This is a genomic window from Actinomadura rudentiformis, assembly GCF_008923185.1.
Lineage (GTDB): Bacteria > Actinomycetota > Actinomycetes > Streptosporangiales > Streptosporangiaceae > Spirillospora > Spirillospora rudentiformis.
Genome location: NZ_WBMT01000010.1, coordinates 188,640 through 205,332, shown reverse-complemented (window position 1 = coordinate 205,332; position 16,693 = coordinate 188,640). Strand labels below are relative to the sequence as shown.

The 16,693-nt window shown below is 68.2% G+C and carries 16 protein-coding genes; 5 read left to right on the top strand and 11 right to left on the bottom strand.

Annotation, left to right across the window (positions count from 1 at the left end; translation table 11 throughout):
• Window positions 1–124 precede the first annotated feature (124 nt).
• Window positions 125–490 (top strand): hypothetical protein, encoded by a 366-nt coding sequence (locus F8566_RS22275; protein WP_151562840.1) that lies wholly within the window; start codon window positions 125–127, stop codon window positions 488–490.
• Between the two features lie 152 nt (window positions 491–642).
• On the opposite strand, the gene F8566_RS22270 is transcribed toward F8566_RS22275, so the two are convergent.
• Together F8566_RS22270 and F8566_RS22265 are read right to left on the bottom strand one after the other, a co-directional pair.
• The gene (locus F8566_RS22270; protein WP_151562838.1) at window positions 643–1,563 is read right to left on the bottom strand and encodes a hypothetical protein; all 921 of its coding nucleotides are present in this window, start codon (window positions 1,561–1,563) and stop codon (window positions 643–645) included.
• A gap of 336 nt (window positions 1,564–1,899) precedes the next feature.
• Window positions 1,900–2,454 carry a hypothetical protein gene (locus F8566_RS22265; protein WP_192809801.1) on the bottom strand — a complete coding sequence of 185 codons (555 nt, stop codon included), beginning with the start codon at window positions 2,452–2,454 and terminating at the stop codon, window positions 1,900–1,902.
• A gap of 574 nt (window positions 2,455–3,028) precedes the next feature.
• On the opposite strand from F8566_RS22265, the gene F8566_RS51460 reads away from it, so the two are divergent.
• From F8566_RS51460 to F8566_RS22245, 4 genes are all read left to right on the top strand, one after another.
• Entirely contained in the window at window positions 3,029–3,292 is a 264-nt protein-coding gene (locus F8566_RS51460) for a hypothetical protein (RefSeq protein ID WP_318836434.1), read from the top strand.
• Window positions 3,183–3,629, top strand: a complete 447-nt coding sequence (locus F8566_RS52675; protein WP_318836435.1) for a hypothetical protein — start codon at window positions 3,183–3,185, stop codon at window positions 3,627–3,629. The genes F8566_RS51460 and F8566_RS52675 overlap by 110 nt, the downstream gene beginning before the upstream one ends.
• Before the next feature lie 71 nt (window positions 3,630–3,700).
• Complete coding sequence (locus tag F8566_RS22250) at window positions 3,701–3,880, top strand: hypothetical protein (protein ID WP_151562835.1); 180 nt, start codon at window positions 3,701–3,703, stop codon at window positions 3,878–3,880.
• 740 nt (window positions 3,881–4,620) lie between these two features.
• Window positions 4,621–5,976 carry a tetratricopeptide repeat protein gene (locus F8566_RS22245; RefSeq protein WP_225993409.1) on the top strand — a complete coding sequence of 452 codons (1,356 nt, stop codon included), beginning with the start codon at window positions 4,621–4,623 and terminating at the stop codon, window positions 5,974–5,976.
• 59 nt (window positions 5,977–6,035) lie between these two features.
• Here F8566_RS22245 and F8566_RS22240 read toward each other — a convergent pair whose 3' ends face one another.
• The 9 genes from F8566_RS22240 to mvk form a co-directional block, all read right to left on the bottom strand.
• Complete coding sequence (locus tag F8566_RS22240; protein WP_192809800.1) at window positions 6,036–7,172, bottom strand: hypothetical protein; 1,137 nt, start codon at window positions 7,170–7,172, stop codon at window positions 6,036–6,038.
• 365 nt (window positions 7,173–7,537) lie between these two features.
• A complete protein-coding gene (locus F8566_RS22235) occupies window positions 7,538–8,599 on the bottom strand; it encodes a polyprenyl synthetase family protein (RefSeq protein WP_151562828.1) in 1,062 nt (353 codons plus the stop codon).
• A gap of 53 nt (window positions 8,600–8,652) precedes the next feature.
• The gene (locus tag F8566_RS22230) at window positions 8,653–9,954 is read right to left on the bottom strand and encodes a pyridoxal phosphate-dependent aminotransferase (protein WP_192809799.1); all 1,302 of its coding nucleotides are present in this window, start codon (window positions 9,952–9,954) and stop codon (window positions 8,653–8,655) included.
• 53 nt (window positions 9,955–10,007) lie between these two features.
• Window positions 10,008–11,243 carry a hydroxymethylglutaryl-CoA synthase gene (locus F8566_RS22225; protein WP_151562823.1) on the bottom strand — a complete coding sequence of 412 codons (1,236 nt, stop codon included), beginning with the start codon at window positions 11,241–11,243 and terminating at the stop codon, window positions 10,008–10,010.
• A 22-nt stretch (window positions 11,244–11,265) separates the two neighbouring features.
• A complete protein-coding gene (locus tag F8566_RS22220; protein WP_151562821.1) occupies window positions 11,266–12,372 on the bottom strand; it encodes a hydroxymethylglutaryl-CoA reductase in 1,107 nt (368 codons plus the stop codon).
• Window positions 12,369–13,526: a type 2 isopentenyl-diphosphate Delta-isomerase gene (gene fni, locus F8566_RS22215; protein ID WP_225993408.1), complete on the bottom strand. Its 1,158-nt coding sequence runs from the start codon at window positions 13,524–13,526 to the stop codon at window positions 12,369–12,371. Before fni ends, F8566_RS22220 begins: the two co-directional genes overlap by 4 nt.
• On the bottom strand, window positions 13,523–14,656 hold the full coding sequence (locus F8566_RS22210) for a phosphomevalonate kinase (protein WP_151562819.1): 1,134 nt from the start codon (window positions 14,654–14,656) through the stop codon (window positions 13,523–13,525). Before F8566_RS22210 ends, fni begins: the two co-directional genes overlap by 4 nt.
• Window positions 14,653–15,720, bottom strand: a complete 1,068-nt coding sequence (gene mvaD, locus F8566_RS22205; RefSeq protein ID WP_151562817.1) for a diphosphomevalonate decarboxylase — start codon at window positions 15,718–15,720, stop codon at window positions 14,653–14,655. The genes F8566_RS22210 and mvaD overlap by 4 nt, the downstream gene beginning before the upstream one ends.
• Window positions 15,714–16,622 carry a mevalonate kinase gene (mvk, locus tag F8566_RS22200; protein WP_151562815.1) on the bottom strand — a complete coding sequence of 303 codons (909 nt, stop codon included), beginning with the start codon at window positions 16,620–16,622 and terminating at the stop codon, window positions 15,714–15,716. Before mvk ends, mvaD begins: the two co-directional genes overlap by 7 nt.
• Window positions 16,623–16,693 lie beyond the last annotated feature (71 nt).

Below are 16,693 nucleotides of genomic sequence, written 5' to 3'. Positions count from 1 at the left end.
ACACTGCGGCACCTATCCCGTCGTCCTGGCGGCCCAGCGCTGATCTTGCCCTCAGGCGCTGACCTGAAGGAAGCTTTCAAAGCCGCTGGCCATGGGCCGGGTATCCCGCGAAGGAACCCAGCCCGTGACCATCTGCTGGAACAGCCTCCGCGGCCGGAGGCTGCGGGCCACCCGAGTGAATGCCTGCGGTGTCCCCGTCGCCGGGACCTGCGCGCAGGCCATCACCGATGGATTCGTGTCGATCGAGTTCTCTCCTGAATTCGCCGAGGGCGAGGAGATCGAGGTCCGCAAGGCTGACGGCATCCTCTACGTGAGCGACCTGGGCTGCCCGGAGCTACTCCCTGCTGCCGTGGGCGGCGATGGCGTCCTGGGTGACTTCACCATCGAGAACGACGCCACCACGTTCACGCTGAGCGCTCGGACGAAGCCTGGCTCCGGAGGGTGCCTTTATGTTCTTGGTCAAGCCGGGTTGTCGTCCGGGATGAGGTAGGCGTCGTGTTCGGCGTAGTAGATTCTCCGGACTAATTTGAGCGATGAACTGGCCTGGCTCGCGTCCTAGGAGCGGGCGCGGTCGTCCAGCCAGGCCGAGACTGCCTCCGGCGGGAGTTCATCAGGCCTTGCTTCGTCTCATCCAAGATCGGTTCACTTGATGGGGACGAAGAACGTGGGCGGGCGGGGAGAAAGGGTCCGCGCGATCTGACGGAGCACGGGTTCGGCCGCCGGGCCCTGGCGGGCCTCGATCACGGCGAGATGGCTGCCTCGCCGGACCAGGTAGGCGGTGGAGTCGTCCCGCTTCCAGCGCCAGGTCTGCGGGGCGACCTGCGGGCACGGCGGGTCACGCGGCTCGCTGCTCCAGCCGGGGGCGTTGCAGTGGCGGGGCGGCGCGAAGGTCGGATTGACAGCGGCGACGGTGACGCGGATCTCCAGACGTTCCCGGTCCTCGGGAGTGAGGCGCTCAGGTGCCGAACGGGGCTTCAGGGCGTAGTAGAAGCGGTCACCGGAGGGATTGGCGGCGGCGTAGTCGATGCCGTACCTCGGTAGGTCCGGGCCGAGCAATGGAACCCTCGCGTCGGCCAGGATGTGCTTCGCGGATTCGCGGCTCTGGTGCGTGTGGATGGGGCCCGACACCAGCGGGAGGGCCAGGACCGTGCCGGCGGCGGTGAGTCGGGCCGCCACGTGGGCGTCGGCGGACGCGGCCAGGGTCGCCGCGGCGTACCCGAGACCGGCGGCGAAGACGAGGGCCCAGTCCGGCCAGGGAAGCGACATGTTCTGCCACGCGTAAAGCACCACCATGGTGAACACGGCACCGAGCGGGGTGATCACACATGTCGGCCGCACACCTGTGACGTACAGAAGCAGCCCGAGAAGGGACACTCCGGCCACCAGCACCATGAGCCCGGTGGTGACCAGAGTGCCCAGGCAACCCAGGCCCTCGCAGTCACCGAGGGCATATCTCTTCACCAAGAAGATGGCCACGACGCAGCCCGCGGCGACGGTCAGGCTGTTCCCGGCGGCCAGGAGGAGTTGAGCCTTCAGGCTGGGCGCCGACGCGAAGGGCTTCATGCAGGCGAGCTTGGAGGTATGCCCCTCAGCGACGCATGAGTACAGATACTCATCTTGCGGTCTGTGACAAACGTGACTGCATGGGTGGGGCTACCGGCGCCTAGGCCGTGCGGCGGGGTCTGTTCCGCTGTTCAGGCCTTCGGCTGGTCTTGTAGCTGCCGGGCCAGGACTCGGGTCCTCTCACATGACGCCAGGACCCTGCAACGCGGCCAATCTGGGAAACGATCAGTGCTCGTCCGGGAAGGCGATCAACAAACCTCTCGGTTGCTGCAGTCGGACGCACTCGTGAACACCCCCGTCCGGCGATATCTCGGTCGGTGACAGATCACAGCCGTTTCACGTCGTTCTGGTGGCTCCGAGATTGAGGGGCACCAGCGTTCGGGTTCTGCGGTGTTCCATCTTCTGGAGGGCTCCGGTCAAGCTGACCTCCAGCCCTTCGATCTCGCCGAGCCAGCCACGGTCGGTGGCTTCCTTGGTTCGCTCATGCAAGTTGGTGATGATCTCGGCAAGGCGAACTCTCTGGTCAGGGCCCGGTCTGAGCATCGGGCAGCGCAGCCAGGCGTGTTCATGGCGGCACGGGGTGCCGTAAGGGCACGCGCAGGTGCCGAGCTCGACACGCCTTCGGGTGAAGTGCTGCTCGAACTCGGCCCATTCGGCGTCGGGCGGCTGACGGTATTCCTCGCTTGACCGCTCTGCCCGGCGGCGGGCGATGAAGGCGCCATAGTGTCGCAGCACATCGTCTTGATAGATCGCGGTGTAGCGCTGCGTCGTAGCGAGGCCGCGGTGCTTGGCGGCAATGTGCACGGGCAGTCCGCCAGAGACGGCCTCCGTAGCGAAGAGCCGGCTGATGCCGGGGTTCCGGTTCATGTGCTGCGGAAGATCGCTGGACATGGGTCACTGTCCACGACGCAGCGGTATCTGCATCCGGATGCCAAGTCGATCAGGGCGGCGGGGGAGGCGCTGAGCCTTCACCTCAGTGTGCGGCGGTCCCCGGATGGTCCCCGGCTGCGGCTCGTCGAGTGACGGTCAGCCGCTGTGGTCGGATACGCAAAAGGCCTGGTGACCTCGGAAAAGTCCGTGATCATCAGGCCTTGGCGTTCTGTCGGGACGGCGGGATTTGAACCCACGACCCCTTGACCCCCAGGCAACAAAAGCCAGTCGATCTACGTCGGTCCGAGTCGAGAAAGTAGGCCCCTCACCAGCACAAACGTCCGGGGGAGCCGGGGTGAGTCTGAAGGAGTCGAAAGGCGTTGGCTCCCGAATTGGCTCCCGCTGGCTCCCCGGCTGGTGGGGAATGCCTTGACTGAAATGTCCGCACACGGAGCCATGACGAGCCTTGTGATCGCGGAGGAGGGTGGCTCCGACGGAGAGATGATCACGCGGTGGGGGTTCTGTGGTGCGGGCGGCGACGATCGCCTCGGTCGTGCTGCTTGCTTTGATTGCGGCGGTGGTGTCGTACCGGCATATGTATGAGCCGACTCTGGCCCATGGTGAGGCTCCGCGGACAGCTGCGCTCATCCCGTTGTCGGTGGACGGGATGATCGCGGTGTCTTCGATGACTTTGTTGGCCCGACTCCCGGCAGGGACGGCGCAGCGGTTTCTTGCCGTGGGCACTGCTGGTGACCGGAAGCGCCGCGAGCCTGGCGGCCAATGTCGCGGTGGCCGAACCCTCGCTGGTGGGGCGGCTGATTGCCGCGTGGCCCTCGGCCGCGTTGATCGGCTCATATGAGCTGTTGATGCGCCAGGTCCGACACGGCGCTGTACCAAACACCGAGTCCGGCAGCGCCGCTCTGGATGAGCCCCACGCCGTTGGGGAGGTGGTGGCGGCCCAGGCGGGTGCTGGTGATCGCACGGGTCAGCAACCAGGCAGGTGGGTACAGGCGGAGGTCTCGGTGATGATGCGGCCGGTCTCCTCCCAGTTTGGGAAGGTCGTCCTGGGTGGCCGGCCAGGCGCCGAGGACGGTGTCGACCTCGGTGTGCAGCCGCTGCTCGATGTGGGGGTGCCGGGCGAGCAGATGGTGGCGGTGGTCTCGGTGCCTCCAAGGAAGAACGCGACGAGCTGGTAGGCGCGGTTGCCTGGGATGGGCAGTCGGTCCAGCGGCGGCACCATGAGCATGGCTGGTACCAGCCGTCGAAAATGATGGTGACGTCGTCGAGCAGCTGGTCGGCCACCGGGTCGGGCAGTGTGTCGGAGAACATCGTGGCGACGGTGACGCTGGAAGTGATCGTCATCATCTCCGTACACACGTCCAGGATCTGGCCGTCGCGCCAGGAGCCGGTCACCTCGGTGATTCGGGCGGTCATGGCCCACGCGTAGCCGGGGAAGCGGGTGGGGTGGAAGGTCGGCTGGACCAGCCGCCGCAGGCGGCGGTGCGCACGGCGCGGACAGGTGCTCAGGCCGTCGCCCACCACTTCCCGAGCCCGGTCGAAAATCGGACCGTCCTTGTCGAAGGTGCGGTCGTCGAGCAGGAGTGTGGCCGAGCAGGGGCAGCGTCTTCGGGGCTGTGGGAATGGCCCTCCTGATCTGTTTATCCATCACGTCCTCCTTCGACTGATGGGTTCCATTGCGTGTCCCTTCGGGGCGGTCGACTATCCCCGAGCCTCTGGGCGGTGGTCTCTGGGGCCATGGCCGAGGGCAGCACGGTCAGACCCCGAGCCAGGGACGCGACGTTGTCGCACATCAGCCTGTTGTCGCGCGCTTCAGGACGGCGCCAGCCAGACCATGACGAATGCACGGGGTGGAGTTGGCGAGATCATGGTTGCTCTTTTGGTTGCTGTGGTTTTGGAGCGGCCGTGATGCGATGTCGACGGGAATGACCGACGCGCCTGGTGAGGTGCTTATCAAGAGCCCTCAACCGGCCCTTTCAGGCAGCCGAAAAGATGGGGGTATGCACTTGACGTAGATGCTTAACGATGGCTTTTAACTCGAGGAATTTGGGAAAGAAGCGCAAGGAGCTCGAAAGCAAGATTTCCAGTCAACGGAAGGCTCGCGCCGAGAGGCGCATAGTCCTTGGGTTTTCTAACATGCCTGTGCGACGGTCTGTGGCAACCGGTCGAGTGCCGAATCGGCAGTTGCGGGCGCTGCTGGAGGAGGTCGGCTGGACAGAGGACGAGCTGGCCCGCCGGGTGAACGGGGTGGCAGCCGAGTCGGGGCTGATGTTGCGGTTGGACCGCCGGTCGGTGACGCACTGGTTGGCGGGGCGTCGGCCTCGCCCGCCGATGCCCGCTCTGATCGCTGAGGCGTTCTCTCGTGGCCTGCGCCGGACGCTCACCCTCGTGGATATCGGGCTCGGCCCGGAGGGGCGCCGACCACAGCGGGACGGGGCCACCGCGCTTGGCTGCGCGTCCCGGCCGGATGCGGGGGCTGAGTTGACGCAGTTGGCCCGGTTCACCGGAGCTCATCCCCAGGCGGTGGCGGGCGGCGCTTACCGGCTGGCTTTGCTGACCGTTCCGGGATGGGCCGAGGCAGTTGAGTCGCGTCCGGTGAAGGTGAGCGTGCCGGAGGTCTCGCGGCTGGGGCCGGGGCAGGTCGCCACCATCGAGTCGATGGTCCAGGTGTTCTCCGACAGCGACACCACCTTCGGTGGCGGTCGTGCCCGTGCGGCGTTGATGGCCTACCTGACCAGCGATGTCGCACCCTGGTTGCGGGAGTCGATGGACCGGCGGTTGCGTCGGCGGCTGTTGTCGGCCGCTACTGAGCTGACTTATCTGGTCGGGTTCATGTGTTTTGACGATGAGTGCCATGGGCTGGCGCAGCGGTATTACCGGACGGCACTGGAGTTGGCTACCCGCAACCGTGACCCGGCTGCTTACGCGGTGACGTTGCGGGCGATGTCGGTTCAGGCCCGTGTGCTGGGGCATCGCCGGCATGCCGAGCACCTGGCCGAGGTCGCCGTGATCACCAGCCGCGGCGCGGCCCGTCCGGTGCACAAGGCCTTCTTCTGGGGGCAGCTCGCGGTCGCCACCGCGGCCGCCGACAACCGGCGCGGCGCGGTGTCGGCGCTGTCGGCCGCCGAACGTCACCTGGACCAGGCGACCTCGGTCACCGTTCCGGATGATGGGGCCCCGATGGGCGGCTACCACCCGGCGGCATTGTTCCACCAGGAGGCGGCGGTACGCGCGCTTCTGGGCGACGGCAAAGGCGCGATCACCGCACTGAGCGCATCCATCCGGCACCGTCCGCTGTGTGAACGGCGCTCACGCGCGATTCTGCACGCGCGGCTGGCCGAACTGCACCTGGACCAAGGTCACCTGGAGTCGGCCATCGCCGCCTGGCAGGCCTTCGTTGAGGACTACCCCCAGCTGACCAGCGGCCGCGCCTGCACCGCGCTGGACATCATGCGATCACGGCTACGGCCCCACGGCACCCACCCGGCCATCCGGCAACTGCTGGCCCGCGCCGCGGCCGCGTGACCAGCACCACCCGGCGTGACCTGCCGCCACGTCGCGACTCCCGCACACTCGGCGGACGCTCAGACCTGAGCAGGAGCCTCGCCCAGCGTCGGCAAAGGAGAACGGACGTCGTGATGACTTGCGCTGTGATGCCGGTCGATGGTCACCGTGCCGGTGTCGTCCGGGCGGGTGCGTACCCCGCGCCGCCGCGATGACAGCGGGCCCAACCCGGACAAGACGTCGATCACCTGCCGGTCCAGGCACTCGGGCGCGGTCAGGGTGGTGATCAGTCCGATCGTCGTGGCGGTCGCCAGGTCCTCCAGGCACAGGCCGGACAGGCCTGTCACCATCCGCACCTGCGCGCCGGTGGCCTGGGCGGCGCGGCTCGCCTGGGCATGGACGGCCCGGGCGTCGGCGTCGCCGGTGTCGGCGCAGACGATCAGGGTCAGGTCGCTGGCGGACGCGATGGCGGCGACGGTCTCCGATCGGTCGGAGACGGCTTCGCACAAAGTGTCGAGATGGTGTCCGGCCAGGCGCGGATGACGGTCTCGCAGGGCCGTCACGATCGGCATGGCCTCCTCGACCGGCAGGCCCGGCTCGATCACGAAGGACAGCCGCTCGGCGTCGGGTACCGGCAGTGCCTGGGCATCGGCCACCGTGTGGACGACTCGTCCGGCGTCACCTGCCTGCTCGGCCAGCGGCGGCAATGCCGCATGCTCCTGCCGTCCGATCACCGCCACAGTGTCGCCGCGATCCGCGTAGACGGACGCGTCGTTGTGCGCCGCGGACACCAGCGGGCACGTCGCGTCCACCACGTTCCATCCCCGGGCGGCGGCATGGGCGCGCGCCTGCGTTCCCGCTCCGTGCGCCGGGATCACCACCTGGGCGCCGTCGGGGATCGTGTCCAGATCATCGGTGAACACCGCGCCTGCTCGTCTCAGCCCGCCGGCCACGGATGGAGAGGAGGCCGGACGGCCGAGGACGTACACCGGTGCGGAGCCCCGCCGCACCGCCTTGCTGATCACGTCGAGGGCTCGGGCGCCTCCCCAGCACAACGGCGCCGTATCCGCTACCAGGAGCCGGCGGCTGCGCAACGCCTCGCTCCACTCCCGCACCGTCCGTTCGGCCACCGTCAGCCCTGCGGCATCGTCGCGATGAGCCTGGACCGCGACGCCCGACGGCGTCCCATCACGATTGACATAAGACACCGTGAACATCACCGCGTCACCTGGCACACCATCCCCACCGGGAGGCACTGTCCCTACGCAGACCGAAACGTCCGCGTCACAGCCCTGCTGCCGCAGGACGGCAGCAAGCAAGGCAGCCGCCGGGCACCGTACATTCCCTCGCTCGGCATCGACGAAGGAACTGGCGACCAGGACCTTTCCTGGCAGCACATCACCCTTCATCGAGAACCGCTGAAACCGCAGTGTCCGCTTCATGAATCCCCCCGAGAGACCTCACCACGACGATCCCCGCCATTGCGTCACCCGGTCGCCAGTGAAAAGTCAGGAATCGCCAAATCGCCCAGCCACGCGGACGCCTACCCGAGAGCCGGAGGGGGCAGCACCGGTGACTATGGTCAGTGCTCTCGTTGCAGGATCAGGTCGGCCAAGACAGCCAGGTCGGCGGCCCCGTCCGTGTGGGGACGGGCCGCATGCAGGGCGTCCATCGCCGCGGCCAGCCGCCGTTCGGCCTCGGTGGTGGCCCAGTTGCGTCCACCCGCGGCCTCGACCAGCTCGGTGGCCTGCGCCACGTCCATCTCGTCCAGTTCGTCGGAACCGCGGTACAGCCTGCCCAGCCGACGGCTCGCTTTGGTGCCCGAACGCAGGGCCGCCACCACCGGCAACGATCTTTTGCGGGAGGCCAGGTCCGAGCCGGCGGGCTTGCCGGTGACCGCCGGGTCGCCCCAGATTCCCAGCAGGTCATCGACCAGCTGAAACGCCACTCCCAGCTGGCGTCCGAACTCCCGATACCGGTCTTCGGCCTGCTCGCCGGCACCGGCGGAGATGGCTCCCAGCTCGCAGGCGGCACCCAGAAGCGCACCGGTCTTGCCTTCGGCCATCGCCAAGCACTCGGCGAGGTCGACGTCGTCTCGCTGCTCGAAGGCCACATCGGCCCATTGACCGGCGCACAGATCCTGGACGGCAGCGGTCAGCGTCCGCACGGCCGTCCCCGCGGTGGGCTGGGTACTCAGCTGCTGCACCGCCGCCGTCAGCAGCACATCCCCGACCAGGATCGCCTGGCCGACTCCGAACACCGTCCACACCGTGGGCCGGTGCCGACGCAGCTCATCGCCGTCCATCACGTCGTCGTGCAGCAGCGAGAAGTCATGCACCAGCTCCACGGCCACCGCCGCCGGCACCGCCGCCTCCACCGCGGCGTCACCACCCGCCGCCCGGGCACACGCCATTGCCAGCGCCGGACGTACCGCTTTGCCGCTCTCCTCAGCAGGCCGGCCCTGGGCGTCCCACCACCCCGCGTGATAACCCGCCACATGCCTGATTTCCGCTGTCAGCTTCTCGAACGCCGCCCGCTGCGCGGGCTGGACTATCCGATGAGCTTCGGCTAGTACCGCCTCGGCTGAGCGTGGCGTCTGCGCTGCGGAGTTGAGCCGGACATTGGTTGCCGCTCTGGTTTCCATCACCACTCCATGGCCGGTACGGCCTGAATACGTTGGTTGTTTCGCCGGGTCGGCTATGACTCGCAGAGGCCGCGGAGGGCTCGCTCGAGACAATGCAGCTGGTCGGAGATCCACGGCAAATTCGCCGGGTCGCTGCTGTTCAGTGCTTCGGCTCTTTGCTCGGACGTGGTGCCGTAGAGCTGGCTGGTCGCCACGCGCAGACGGAGCGGGTCATGGTGTTCTCCGAAGACCCGTGCCGGCAGCACTTCTATGCCGTGAGCCTGGCGCAGGTGGTCGACCAGTTGCGAGCCGGTTCCGATCTGCCGGGCCGACCACAGTGCCGCCTGCAGCGGCTCGAAGTCGGGGTAGAGGTAGAAGGCTCCGGCCGGCAGCGGGGTCAGTGCTCCCACGGACCGGAACACCGCCATGACGGCTTGGGCCACTCTTGCGTGCAACTCCCGCGCGGAATCCAGATATGCGGTGACCTCTGGAGGCTCGCTGAGGGCGTATGCAGCTGCCTCTTGCACCGGTGTGCTGGCGCATGACCAGATTTCACTGGCGATCCCCAGAACATTGGCTTTCAGTGCGTCGCCGACTTCGCTGTTGGGGAAGCGGGCTATCCCGATACGCCATCCTCCCAGCGCCAGGTTCTTGCTGAGGCCGGTGGTGACCACCGTTCGTTCTGGAGCGAGTTGGCTGGGGGACAGAAATGTCTGGGCCGGGTCATGGACGAGGTCACGGTAGATCTCGTCGGAAACAATGGTGAATTCGTGTTCACGCGCGACGGCGCACAGCGCCTCCACGGTTTCCGGGCTCGCCAAGGTGCCTGTCGGGTTATCTGGAAGAGTCACGATGACAGCTTTGAGGGGAGTTCCCATCTGCCGTGCCGCTGTGGCAATGGTGGCGAGCGTGCCGGGATCCGGGATCCCGCCGTCGTGGTCCGAGATGGGAATGGAGACGGGCTTGGTGCCGATCATGCGAAGTTGGGCGGCGTAGCTGATCCAACTGGGCTGGGGGATGGCGATGGGCCCGCCGATGGAAAGCACCAGGGCGTACAGCAGCGCCTTGCTGCCCGGCCCGGCCAGCACGCTCTCGGCATCAGTGGCCAGGCCGCGGCGGGTCCAGTAGCCGGCGGCCGCGTCGCGGAGCGTGCTCGCTCCTTCGACCGGGCCGTAGGCGTTCATATGCGTATGGGTTGCCAAAGCCTTGGCCAGAACGGATGGTGCGGGAATGTTGGCGTCGCCGAACGCCAGCGGGATGCGCCGCGCAGGACTCGTGTCGGCGCGCACGGTCGAGGTCCGCAAGGTCGCCGACACATCCGCTGTCAGGCCCTCGGCCGGCTGCCCCTGGATGGACGGGGTTTCCTCAGAGATCATTTCTGCAGGCATGGTTTCCGTGTCCAGTGGTCGTGTCGTGTCGTCGGGTCGGGTCAGATCGTGGCCTCGTAGATCCGTTGGTGGTCGGCGATCGCCGCCAGCCGGTAGGGGGCGGTGGTCTGTTGTTCGATCTTGCGATCGGCGTCGTCGGTCAGGTCGCTTTCGTGGTGGAGCCGCTGGTAGTGCTGGTAGTCAATGGGCTGGCGCCGGGCGATGGCGTGGGCGTTGGCGGTGGTTCGAAGGTGGTCGCGATAGCCGGGGACGACTGTGCCGCCAAAGAATTCGGCGACGGCACCCGAGCCGTAGCTGATGACGGCAATGGGTTGGTCGGCGAGGTCTTTGCGGTGGTCGAGCAGGGAGGCCAGGGCGAGATAGGCCGAGGCGGTGTAGCTGTTGCCGATGGCGCGGTTGTAGTGGGTGGTGGCGGCCAGCGCCGCGTCCAGATCGGCGGCGTCGGTTGCGGAGTCCGAGGCGTCGGTTGTGGTCCTGGAGTCGCCGTCGGGGCCGGGTGTGCCAGCGTGCTCGAGCAGGTGCCGGTGGGCCTTGTAGGCCATCTTGGTGAACGGCTGGTGGTAGCAGAACGCGGCGAACTGGTCGAGATACCGGCCGCCGCGCCGCTGGTAGTCGGCGAAGGCTTCTCGGGTGGCGCGTTTGTAGGCGTCGATGGAGAGCTTGCCGTCCACGACCGCTTCGGTGCGGTAGTTGGGACGCCAGAAGTCGGAGATGTCCTCGGAGTAGACCCCCGAGCACGGGTCGATGCGCAGAACGGCGGGATCGGCGGTGACGAGCATCGCCGCGGCCGCGGCGCCCTGTGTCGGTTCCCCCTCAGAACCGAGTTGGTACTTGGCGATGTCGCTGGCCAGAACCAGGACCTGCTGCCCGGGGTCGCGGGCGATCAACGCCGTCGCGAACTGCAGGGCGGCGGTGGCCGAGTAGCAGGCCTGCTTGAGTTCCACGACGCGACATGTGGCGGGCAGACCGAGAAGGCCATGGACGTAGAGGCCGGCGGCCTTCGACTGGTCGACGCCGGTTTCGGTGGCGAACAGGATGGTGCGGATCCGCTCCGGACCGTGCCGGGCAATGATCGGCTGCGCGGCGGTCGCGGCCATGGTGACGATGTCCTCGTCGGTGGCGGGGACGCTGAACGCGTCCTGCCCCAGGCCGGTGTGCAGCTTGGCGGCGTCGACGCCGAGGCGGCTTGCGAGGACGTCCTGGTCGAGGCGGTAGTGGGTGGTCGAAAACGAAAGGTCATCGATCCCGATCGGCCGCTCGGTGGTGTTCGGTGTCATGCCGGCTCCTTCTGGTTTCTCGTCAGGTGGTGGGACGGCGCTCGTATTTCACGTGGGCCTTCATGAGCTCGCCGGGGTTGGTCTGCGCGGCCATCAGCGACAGCTCACCGCACAGGACGGTGGCGGCGGCCAGAACGGCCAGGCGGCGGGCATTGGCGCCGGGCTGGTGCTCGTCTCGGCAGCCCAGGCGACCGAGGTTGTCGGCGACGAAGCCGTTGTTCTTGGCGCTTCCGGTGGTGCCGACGATGATGTTGGGCAGCGTGCAGGAGAAGTACAGGTCGCCGTCGCGGTCTTCGGCGTGGGTGATGCCCTGCGACCCCTCGACGATGTTGGCGGCGTCCTGCCCGGTCGCCAGATAGAAGGCCAGCAGCAGGTTGGCGTAGTGGGCGTTCGCCGAGCGGATCCCGCCGGCGAGCATGGTGCCGATGAGGTTCTTGTGGACGTTGAGCTCGGCGATCTTCGCCGCGGTGGTGTGCAGCTGGTCGTCGACCAGGTCGGCGGGCAGCAGGATCTCGGTGACGACGTTCTTGCCGCGGCCCAGGATGCCGTTGATGGCGGTGGCCTTCTTGTCGGTGCAGTAGTTGCCCGAGATCGAGCCGTACCGCAGGCCGGGCACCGTGGTCAGGACGTGGTCCATGAGGTGGTCGCTGGCCAGGGTGACCATGTTGTGGCCGGCCGCGTCCCCCGTGGCGAACTCGAAGCGCAGGAACAACAGGTTCCCGGTGATCTCATGGTTGAGGCCGATGAGCCGCGCGAACCGGCTGGAGGCGGACGCGACGTCCTGAAGCTGGTCGAACTCGGCCGACAGCCGCTGGACCGCCTTGAAGGCGGTGGGGGCGTCGTCGGCCTCCAGCAGGATCGACCGGGTCATGCGCTCGTCCACCAGGGTGGCGACGATCCCGTTCTCGACCTGGGCCGAAACGCGGGCGCCGCGCTGCGCCGAGGGCCACAGCGGGGACTCGAAGGTGGCCAGCGGCACCGACACTTTGTCATTGACGGTGTTGCCGGTGACGTGAATCGGGCCCACCCATTTCATGGGCACGATCGCGGAGCCTTCGTTGGTGTGCGTCTCGGTGCGTGTTCTGGCGTTCGTCTCGGTGTGCGAATCGTTCGTGTCCGGGCTGTTCATGTCCGGGTACTCCTGGTGCTGTAGGGGGCGGGGTCGATGCCACGCGCCTGGCAGAACGCGGCGACCTGGCCGGTCAGCAGCAGGTCACAGCCGGCCAGGTCGCCGGGTGTGGCCGCGCCGAGGACGGTCATGACGCGTCGAAGGGCTTCGAGCCAATCCCCGATCTCCTCCACCAGCGCGGCCGTTCCCTGCTCCATGAGGACGCTGAGGAAGCGGCCGGCCACACCCACCGTCGTCGCGCCGAGCGCCAAGGCTCGAGCGACGTCCAGGGCAGAGCGGACACCGCCGGACGCGAAGATGTCGATGCCTTCGACCCCTGCGGTGTCCAGCAGGCAGCAGGGCGTGGACTGGCCCCAGCTTTGGAGAAACGCGTAGTCGCCTCGGGACCGGCGTTCGTTCTCGATACGGGCGAAGTTGGTTCCGCCGCGCCCGCCGACATCGGCCGCCGCGACGCCCAGCTCTCGCAGCCTGCGGACGGTATCGAGGCTGAGGCCGAAACCGACCTCCTTGACGATCACGGGAACCTCGACCGCGGCCGCGATGGTCTCGATGTTGGCAGGCCAGGCGGCGAAATCCCGGTCGCCTTCGGGCATCACGATCTCCTGCAGGGCGTTGAGGTGGATCTGCAGGGCGTTCGCCTCGATCAGGCCCACGGCCCGCCGCGCCTGATCGGCGGTGGCGTTGGCGTTGAGATTGGCGATCACCACGCCGTCGGGATTCTCGTCGCGCAGGACGCGGAAGGTGCCGGCCAGGCTCGGATCGCGAAGGTAGGCGCTCATCGAGCCGGACGCGATCGGGATTCGCGCTTCGCGGGCCGCCACGGCCAGCTCCCCGTTGATCTTCCCGGTCCCGGCGCTTCCACCGGTCATGCCGTTGATGTACAGCGGGGCCTGCCACATGCCTGCGGGCGTCTTGACCGCCAGCTCGACGGAGTCGCGGTCGATGCCGGCCAGAGCGTGGTGCACGAAGTTCACCGAGTCGAAGTCGCTGGCCGAGTGGTCGGAGGACCGGCCGGCGTCCGGGCCGCGGTGCTGCTGATCGACGGCGTGACGGACGTGGTCGTCTTTACGATTCCCGGTCCCGCCCGCAGTGCCGCTCGTGGTGTCGTTCATGGCGCGGTCTTTGGTACGGCTTCCGGTGCGGTCTTCGGTCATGTCAGGTCCTGTTCGGTGGGGTGGACGCGCAGGTCGAGCGGCTGGACGCCCTCGCGTTTCCATCGGTCATGCAGCTCCGCCACCTGGTGCTGCTGGTCGCGGCGCAGCAGGGCGATGCCGCAGTCACCGCCGCCGGCGCCCGATGGTTTGGCCGCCGCGCCGATCGCGTCGGCGGCGGCGCACAGCGCACGCAGCCGGGGCGTCATCCAGCCCAGCGACATCTGGCGGTCCAGAGCGCCCAGCACGTGGCGGGCACATCTGATCTGTTCCTGCATCCGCGTGACGTCGCCGTGCGTCAGCCAATAGACCAGGGTGGACACACAATCGGTGCTGACGTTGAGGAACGTTCGGTGATGTGCTGCCCGGTACCGGCCGTCCAGCAGTCGCCGTACCTGATCGGTGGTGGCGGCGGGCTCGCCGGTCCAGCCGACCTCCAGATGGGCGGCCACCGGAGCCGGCAGCGGCTGCAAAGTCAGCCCGCGCCACGGCGCATCGAGCGCGGCAGCGATGCCGCCGCCATCTGCGAGGGAGGCCACACTCTGGCGGTCGGGGGCGCAGTACAGCAGCCAGCCGCCGAAGACGCTCGCCGCCACATCACCGCCGGAGGCGTCCGGTGCCACGGCGAGGGTGGCGAGCATCGCCAGCCGGTACAACTCCTCGCGGCCCAGCCGCAGACGGTAGAAGCGCGCCAGTGCGTCGCACGTCGCGACCGTGACCGCGCCGCTGGAGCCAAGCCCCAGCTTGCGGCCGTCCGGCGCGGCCAGATCGGTACTGATGGACAGATGGAAGCAACACGTGGGCATGCCGCGTTCGGCGACCAGGCGCTCCACGACCCGCACGGCCGACAGCACATACGAGAACGATCCGCTCTTGGCGGCCTCTACGTCCGATTCAACGTGCGGCTCGTTGGTCGGCCGGTTGGGTCGTCCGCCCAAGCTCTGGCTGGAAGGTCGGCGCGGCAGAACGAGCTCTCCCGCGCGATCGGAGGAAAGCGCGGTGGGGCCGTTGATGGCGGTCACGGTCACCGTCGCGTAGCGGTCCACCGCCACCAACACGGCGGGACAACCCGGCTCCAGGACCGCATACTCGCCCGCGACGAACAACTTGCCAGGCGCTGTGCGGGTGATCATCGTTCATCACCGCCCGGGCGTTCGCTCCGGAGCCGGACGCCGGGACCGGGGCGTGCGAGATGAACCGACCTGACCGCTTCGATCGCGTCCACCGTCTCGGCGACGCGGTCGGCATCGGCGCGTGGGCAGAGCACGACGACATTGGGGCCTGCGTCGGCCGTGGCGTAGGCGTCCACGTTGTCGGCCCGCAGCGCATTCACCGCGTCCAGCACCGCCAGCGAACCCGCCGACAGATAGCGCACGGCCGGACGCGCGGCCAGCATCGCGGCATGCATACCTAGCGCGTTGCCTTCGGCGATCGCGCCGACCGCCGTCAGGTTCCCGCGGGCCAGGGCGTGCCGCATCCGCGTCAGATCGGTGTTGCTGGCCTGAGCCCAGGCCCGATACAGCGGGGAGGTGGCCATCGTGTGCCGCATCGCCTCCCGGCTCGGCACCTCCTTGGCGCCCGCGTCGGTGACGGCGACCACCAGGGCCAGATCGAGAGGCCCGACCGGCACCGGCTCGGCGAACGAGCTCACATCACCCGCACTGCCACTCCCGGTGCCCGCGTGCCACTGCACGAACCCGCCGAACACCGAACGGCACGCCGATCCCGACCCCCGCCGAGCCAGCCGCGACAGTGCACGGCCGTCCAGGTCAAGCCCGTAGGCCGCCGACGCGGCGGCGGCCAGCGCCGCGAACCCGGCCGCCGACGACGCCAGCCCAGCGCCGGTCGGAACCTGGTTCACTGACTCCACCACCGCACGCTCCCGCCGGCCCGCCAGTGCCCGGACCAGGTCCAGAAATCCCTGGACCCGCTCAGCAGCGGCACCCCCGGCCGGGCGGCCGTTCAGAGTGACCACATCACCGGTCAGGCCCGCGTCACCGTTCATGTCCGCTGGCACCGGGGGAGCGAGCGTGACGTGGGTGGTGGTCGCGAAGATGTCCAACGTCACCGACAGGCTGCCGGTGACCGGCAGCGCCAGCGACTCGTCCCGTTTGCCCCAGTACTTCACCAGCGCGATGTTCGGATGCGCCACCGCCGTGACACCCGCGCGAACATCCACTGACGCCTCGTTCAGCATGATGCGCTCCCCATCTGGACGGGCCACGTCCGTACCGCCCCGGCCTGCTGCAGCGCCTCGCACAGATGCGCGGCGTCACCATGGGGGTCAGCAAGCGCGATGACGCAGCCGCCCAACCCGCCGCCGGTGACCTTCGCGCCCAGCGCCCCGGCCTCGACCGCCGCGGTCACCAGTCGATCAGTGGCGGGAGTGTTCACACCCAGACAGGCGAGCACGTCGTGGAAATCGAGCATGCGCTGCCCCAGCGCCGCGACGCGGCCCGCGGCCAGGTCTTCGACGGCCCCTCTCACCAGCGACGCTGCCTGCGCCACTGTGTCCTCAGCCCACCTCGGATCGGCCGCCAGACGTGCACGGACGTGGTCTACCGCCTTCCGGGTGGCGCCCGGGATCCCGGTGTCGGCCACGACGACCACCGCGTCGGCTCCGACGGCAAGCGGGCGAGCATCCCCGTCCTCGAACCAGATCGGCCCACGGGCTACCACCGTGCGAGCATCGACGCCGCTGGCCCGGCCGTGCGCCACACGTTCGCTCTTCTGGATCAGGTCATGCAGTGTGTCCGCATCCATCGTCTCGCCGTACAGGTCGGCGGCCGCACGTACGGCTGCCGCGGCGCATGCGGCGCTGAACCCCAGACCTCGCCCGGACGGAATAGAACTGTCGAACGTGAATTCCAGATCGTCGCCATCCCTTTTCCAATACCGCAGCGCGTCATCGAGCGCGACCTCCAAGTCCGGCTTTCTTTTGTCGCTTGCGTAGTGACGTAGACGAGCCGAGGCTGAAACAGCCAGCGCCGGAATGGGAACCGCGATCGCCGGCGTCCCATAAACCACGGTGTGCTCACCCAGCAGAACCGCCTTACCGTGAGCAACGCCGGCACCGACACGTTCCTCCTGGACGAACATCGACCCGCGCACAATGACCACTCCGAAGCAGAGAATCGGTTCACTCCGCCGGCGGGACTGCCGACGTCCCT

What these genes read in the sequence shown, in the direction of transcription:
- mvaD (WP_151562817.1), bottom strand. Translation starts at nt 15,720, where the DNA reads ATGCTGAACGAGGCGTCAGTGGATGTTCGCGCGGGTGTCACGGCGGTG.
- F8566_RS51460 (WP_318836434.1), top strand. Translation starts at nt 3,029, where the DNA reads ATGTATGAGCCGACTCTGGCCCATGGTGAGGCTCCGCGGACAGCTGCG.
- mvk (WP_151562815.1), bottom strand. Translation starts at nt 16,622, where the DNA reads ATGTTCGTCCAGGAGGAACGTGTCGGTGCCGGCGTTGCTCACGGTAAG.
- F8566_RS22240 (WP_192809800.1), bottom strand. Translation starts at nt 7,172, where the DNA reads ATGTTCACGGTGTCTTATGTCAATCGTGATGGGACGCCGTCGGGCGTC.
- F8566_RS22225 (WP_151562823.1), bottom strand. Translation starts at nt 11,243, where the DNA reads ATGACACCGAACACCACCGAGCGGCCGATCGGGATCGATGACCTTTCG.
- F8566_RS22235 (WP_151562828.1), bottom strand. Translation starts at nt 8,599, where the DNA reads ATGGAAACCAGAGCGGCAACCAATGTCCGGCTCAACTCCGCAGCGCAG.
- F8566_RS22220 (WP_151562821.1), bottom strand. Translation starts at nt 12,372, where the DNA reads ATGAACAGCCCGGACACGAACGATTCGCACACCGAGACGAACGCCAGA.
- F8566_RS22250 (WP_151562835.1), top strand. Translation starts at nt 3,701, where the DNA reads ATGATGGTGACGTCGTCGAGCAGCTGGTCGGCCACCGGGTCGGGCAGT.
- F8566_RS22210 (WP_151562819.1), bottom strand. Translation starts at nt 14,656, where the DNA reads ATGATCACCCGCACAGCGCCTGGCAAGTTGTTCGTCGCGGGCGAGTAT.
- F8566_RS22230 (WP_192809799.1), bottom strand. Translation starts at nt 9,954, where the DNA reads ATGATCTCTGAGGAAACCCCGTCCATCCAGGGGCAGCCGGCCGAGGGC.
- F8566_RS22270 (WP_151562838.1), bottom strand. Translation starts at nt 1,563, where the DNA reads ATGAAGCCCTTCGCGTCGGCGCCCAGCCTGAAGGCTCAACTCCTCCTG.
- F8566_RS22265 (WP_192809801.1), bottom strand. Translation starts at nt 2,454, where the DNA reads ATGTCCAGCGATCTTCCGCAGCACATGAACCGGAACCCCGGCATCAGC.
- fni (WP_225993408.1), bottom strand. Translation starts at nt 13,526, where the DNA reads ATGACCGAAGACCGCACCGGAAGCCGTACCAAAGACCGCGCCATGAAC.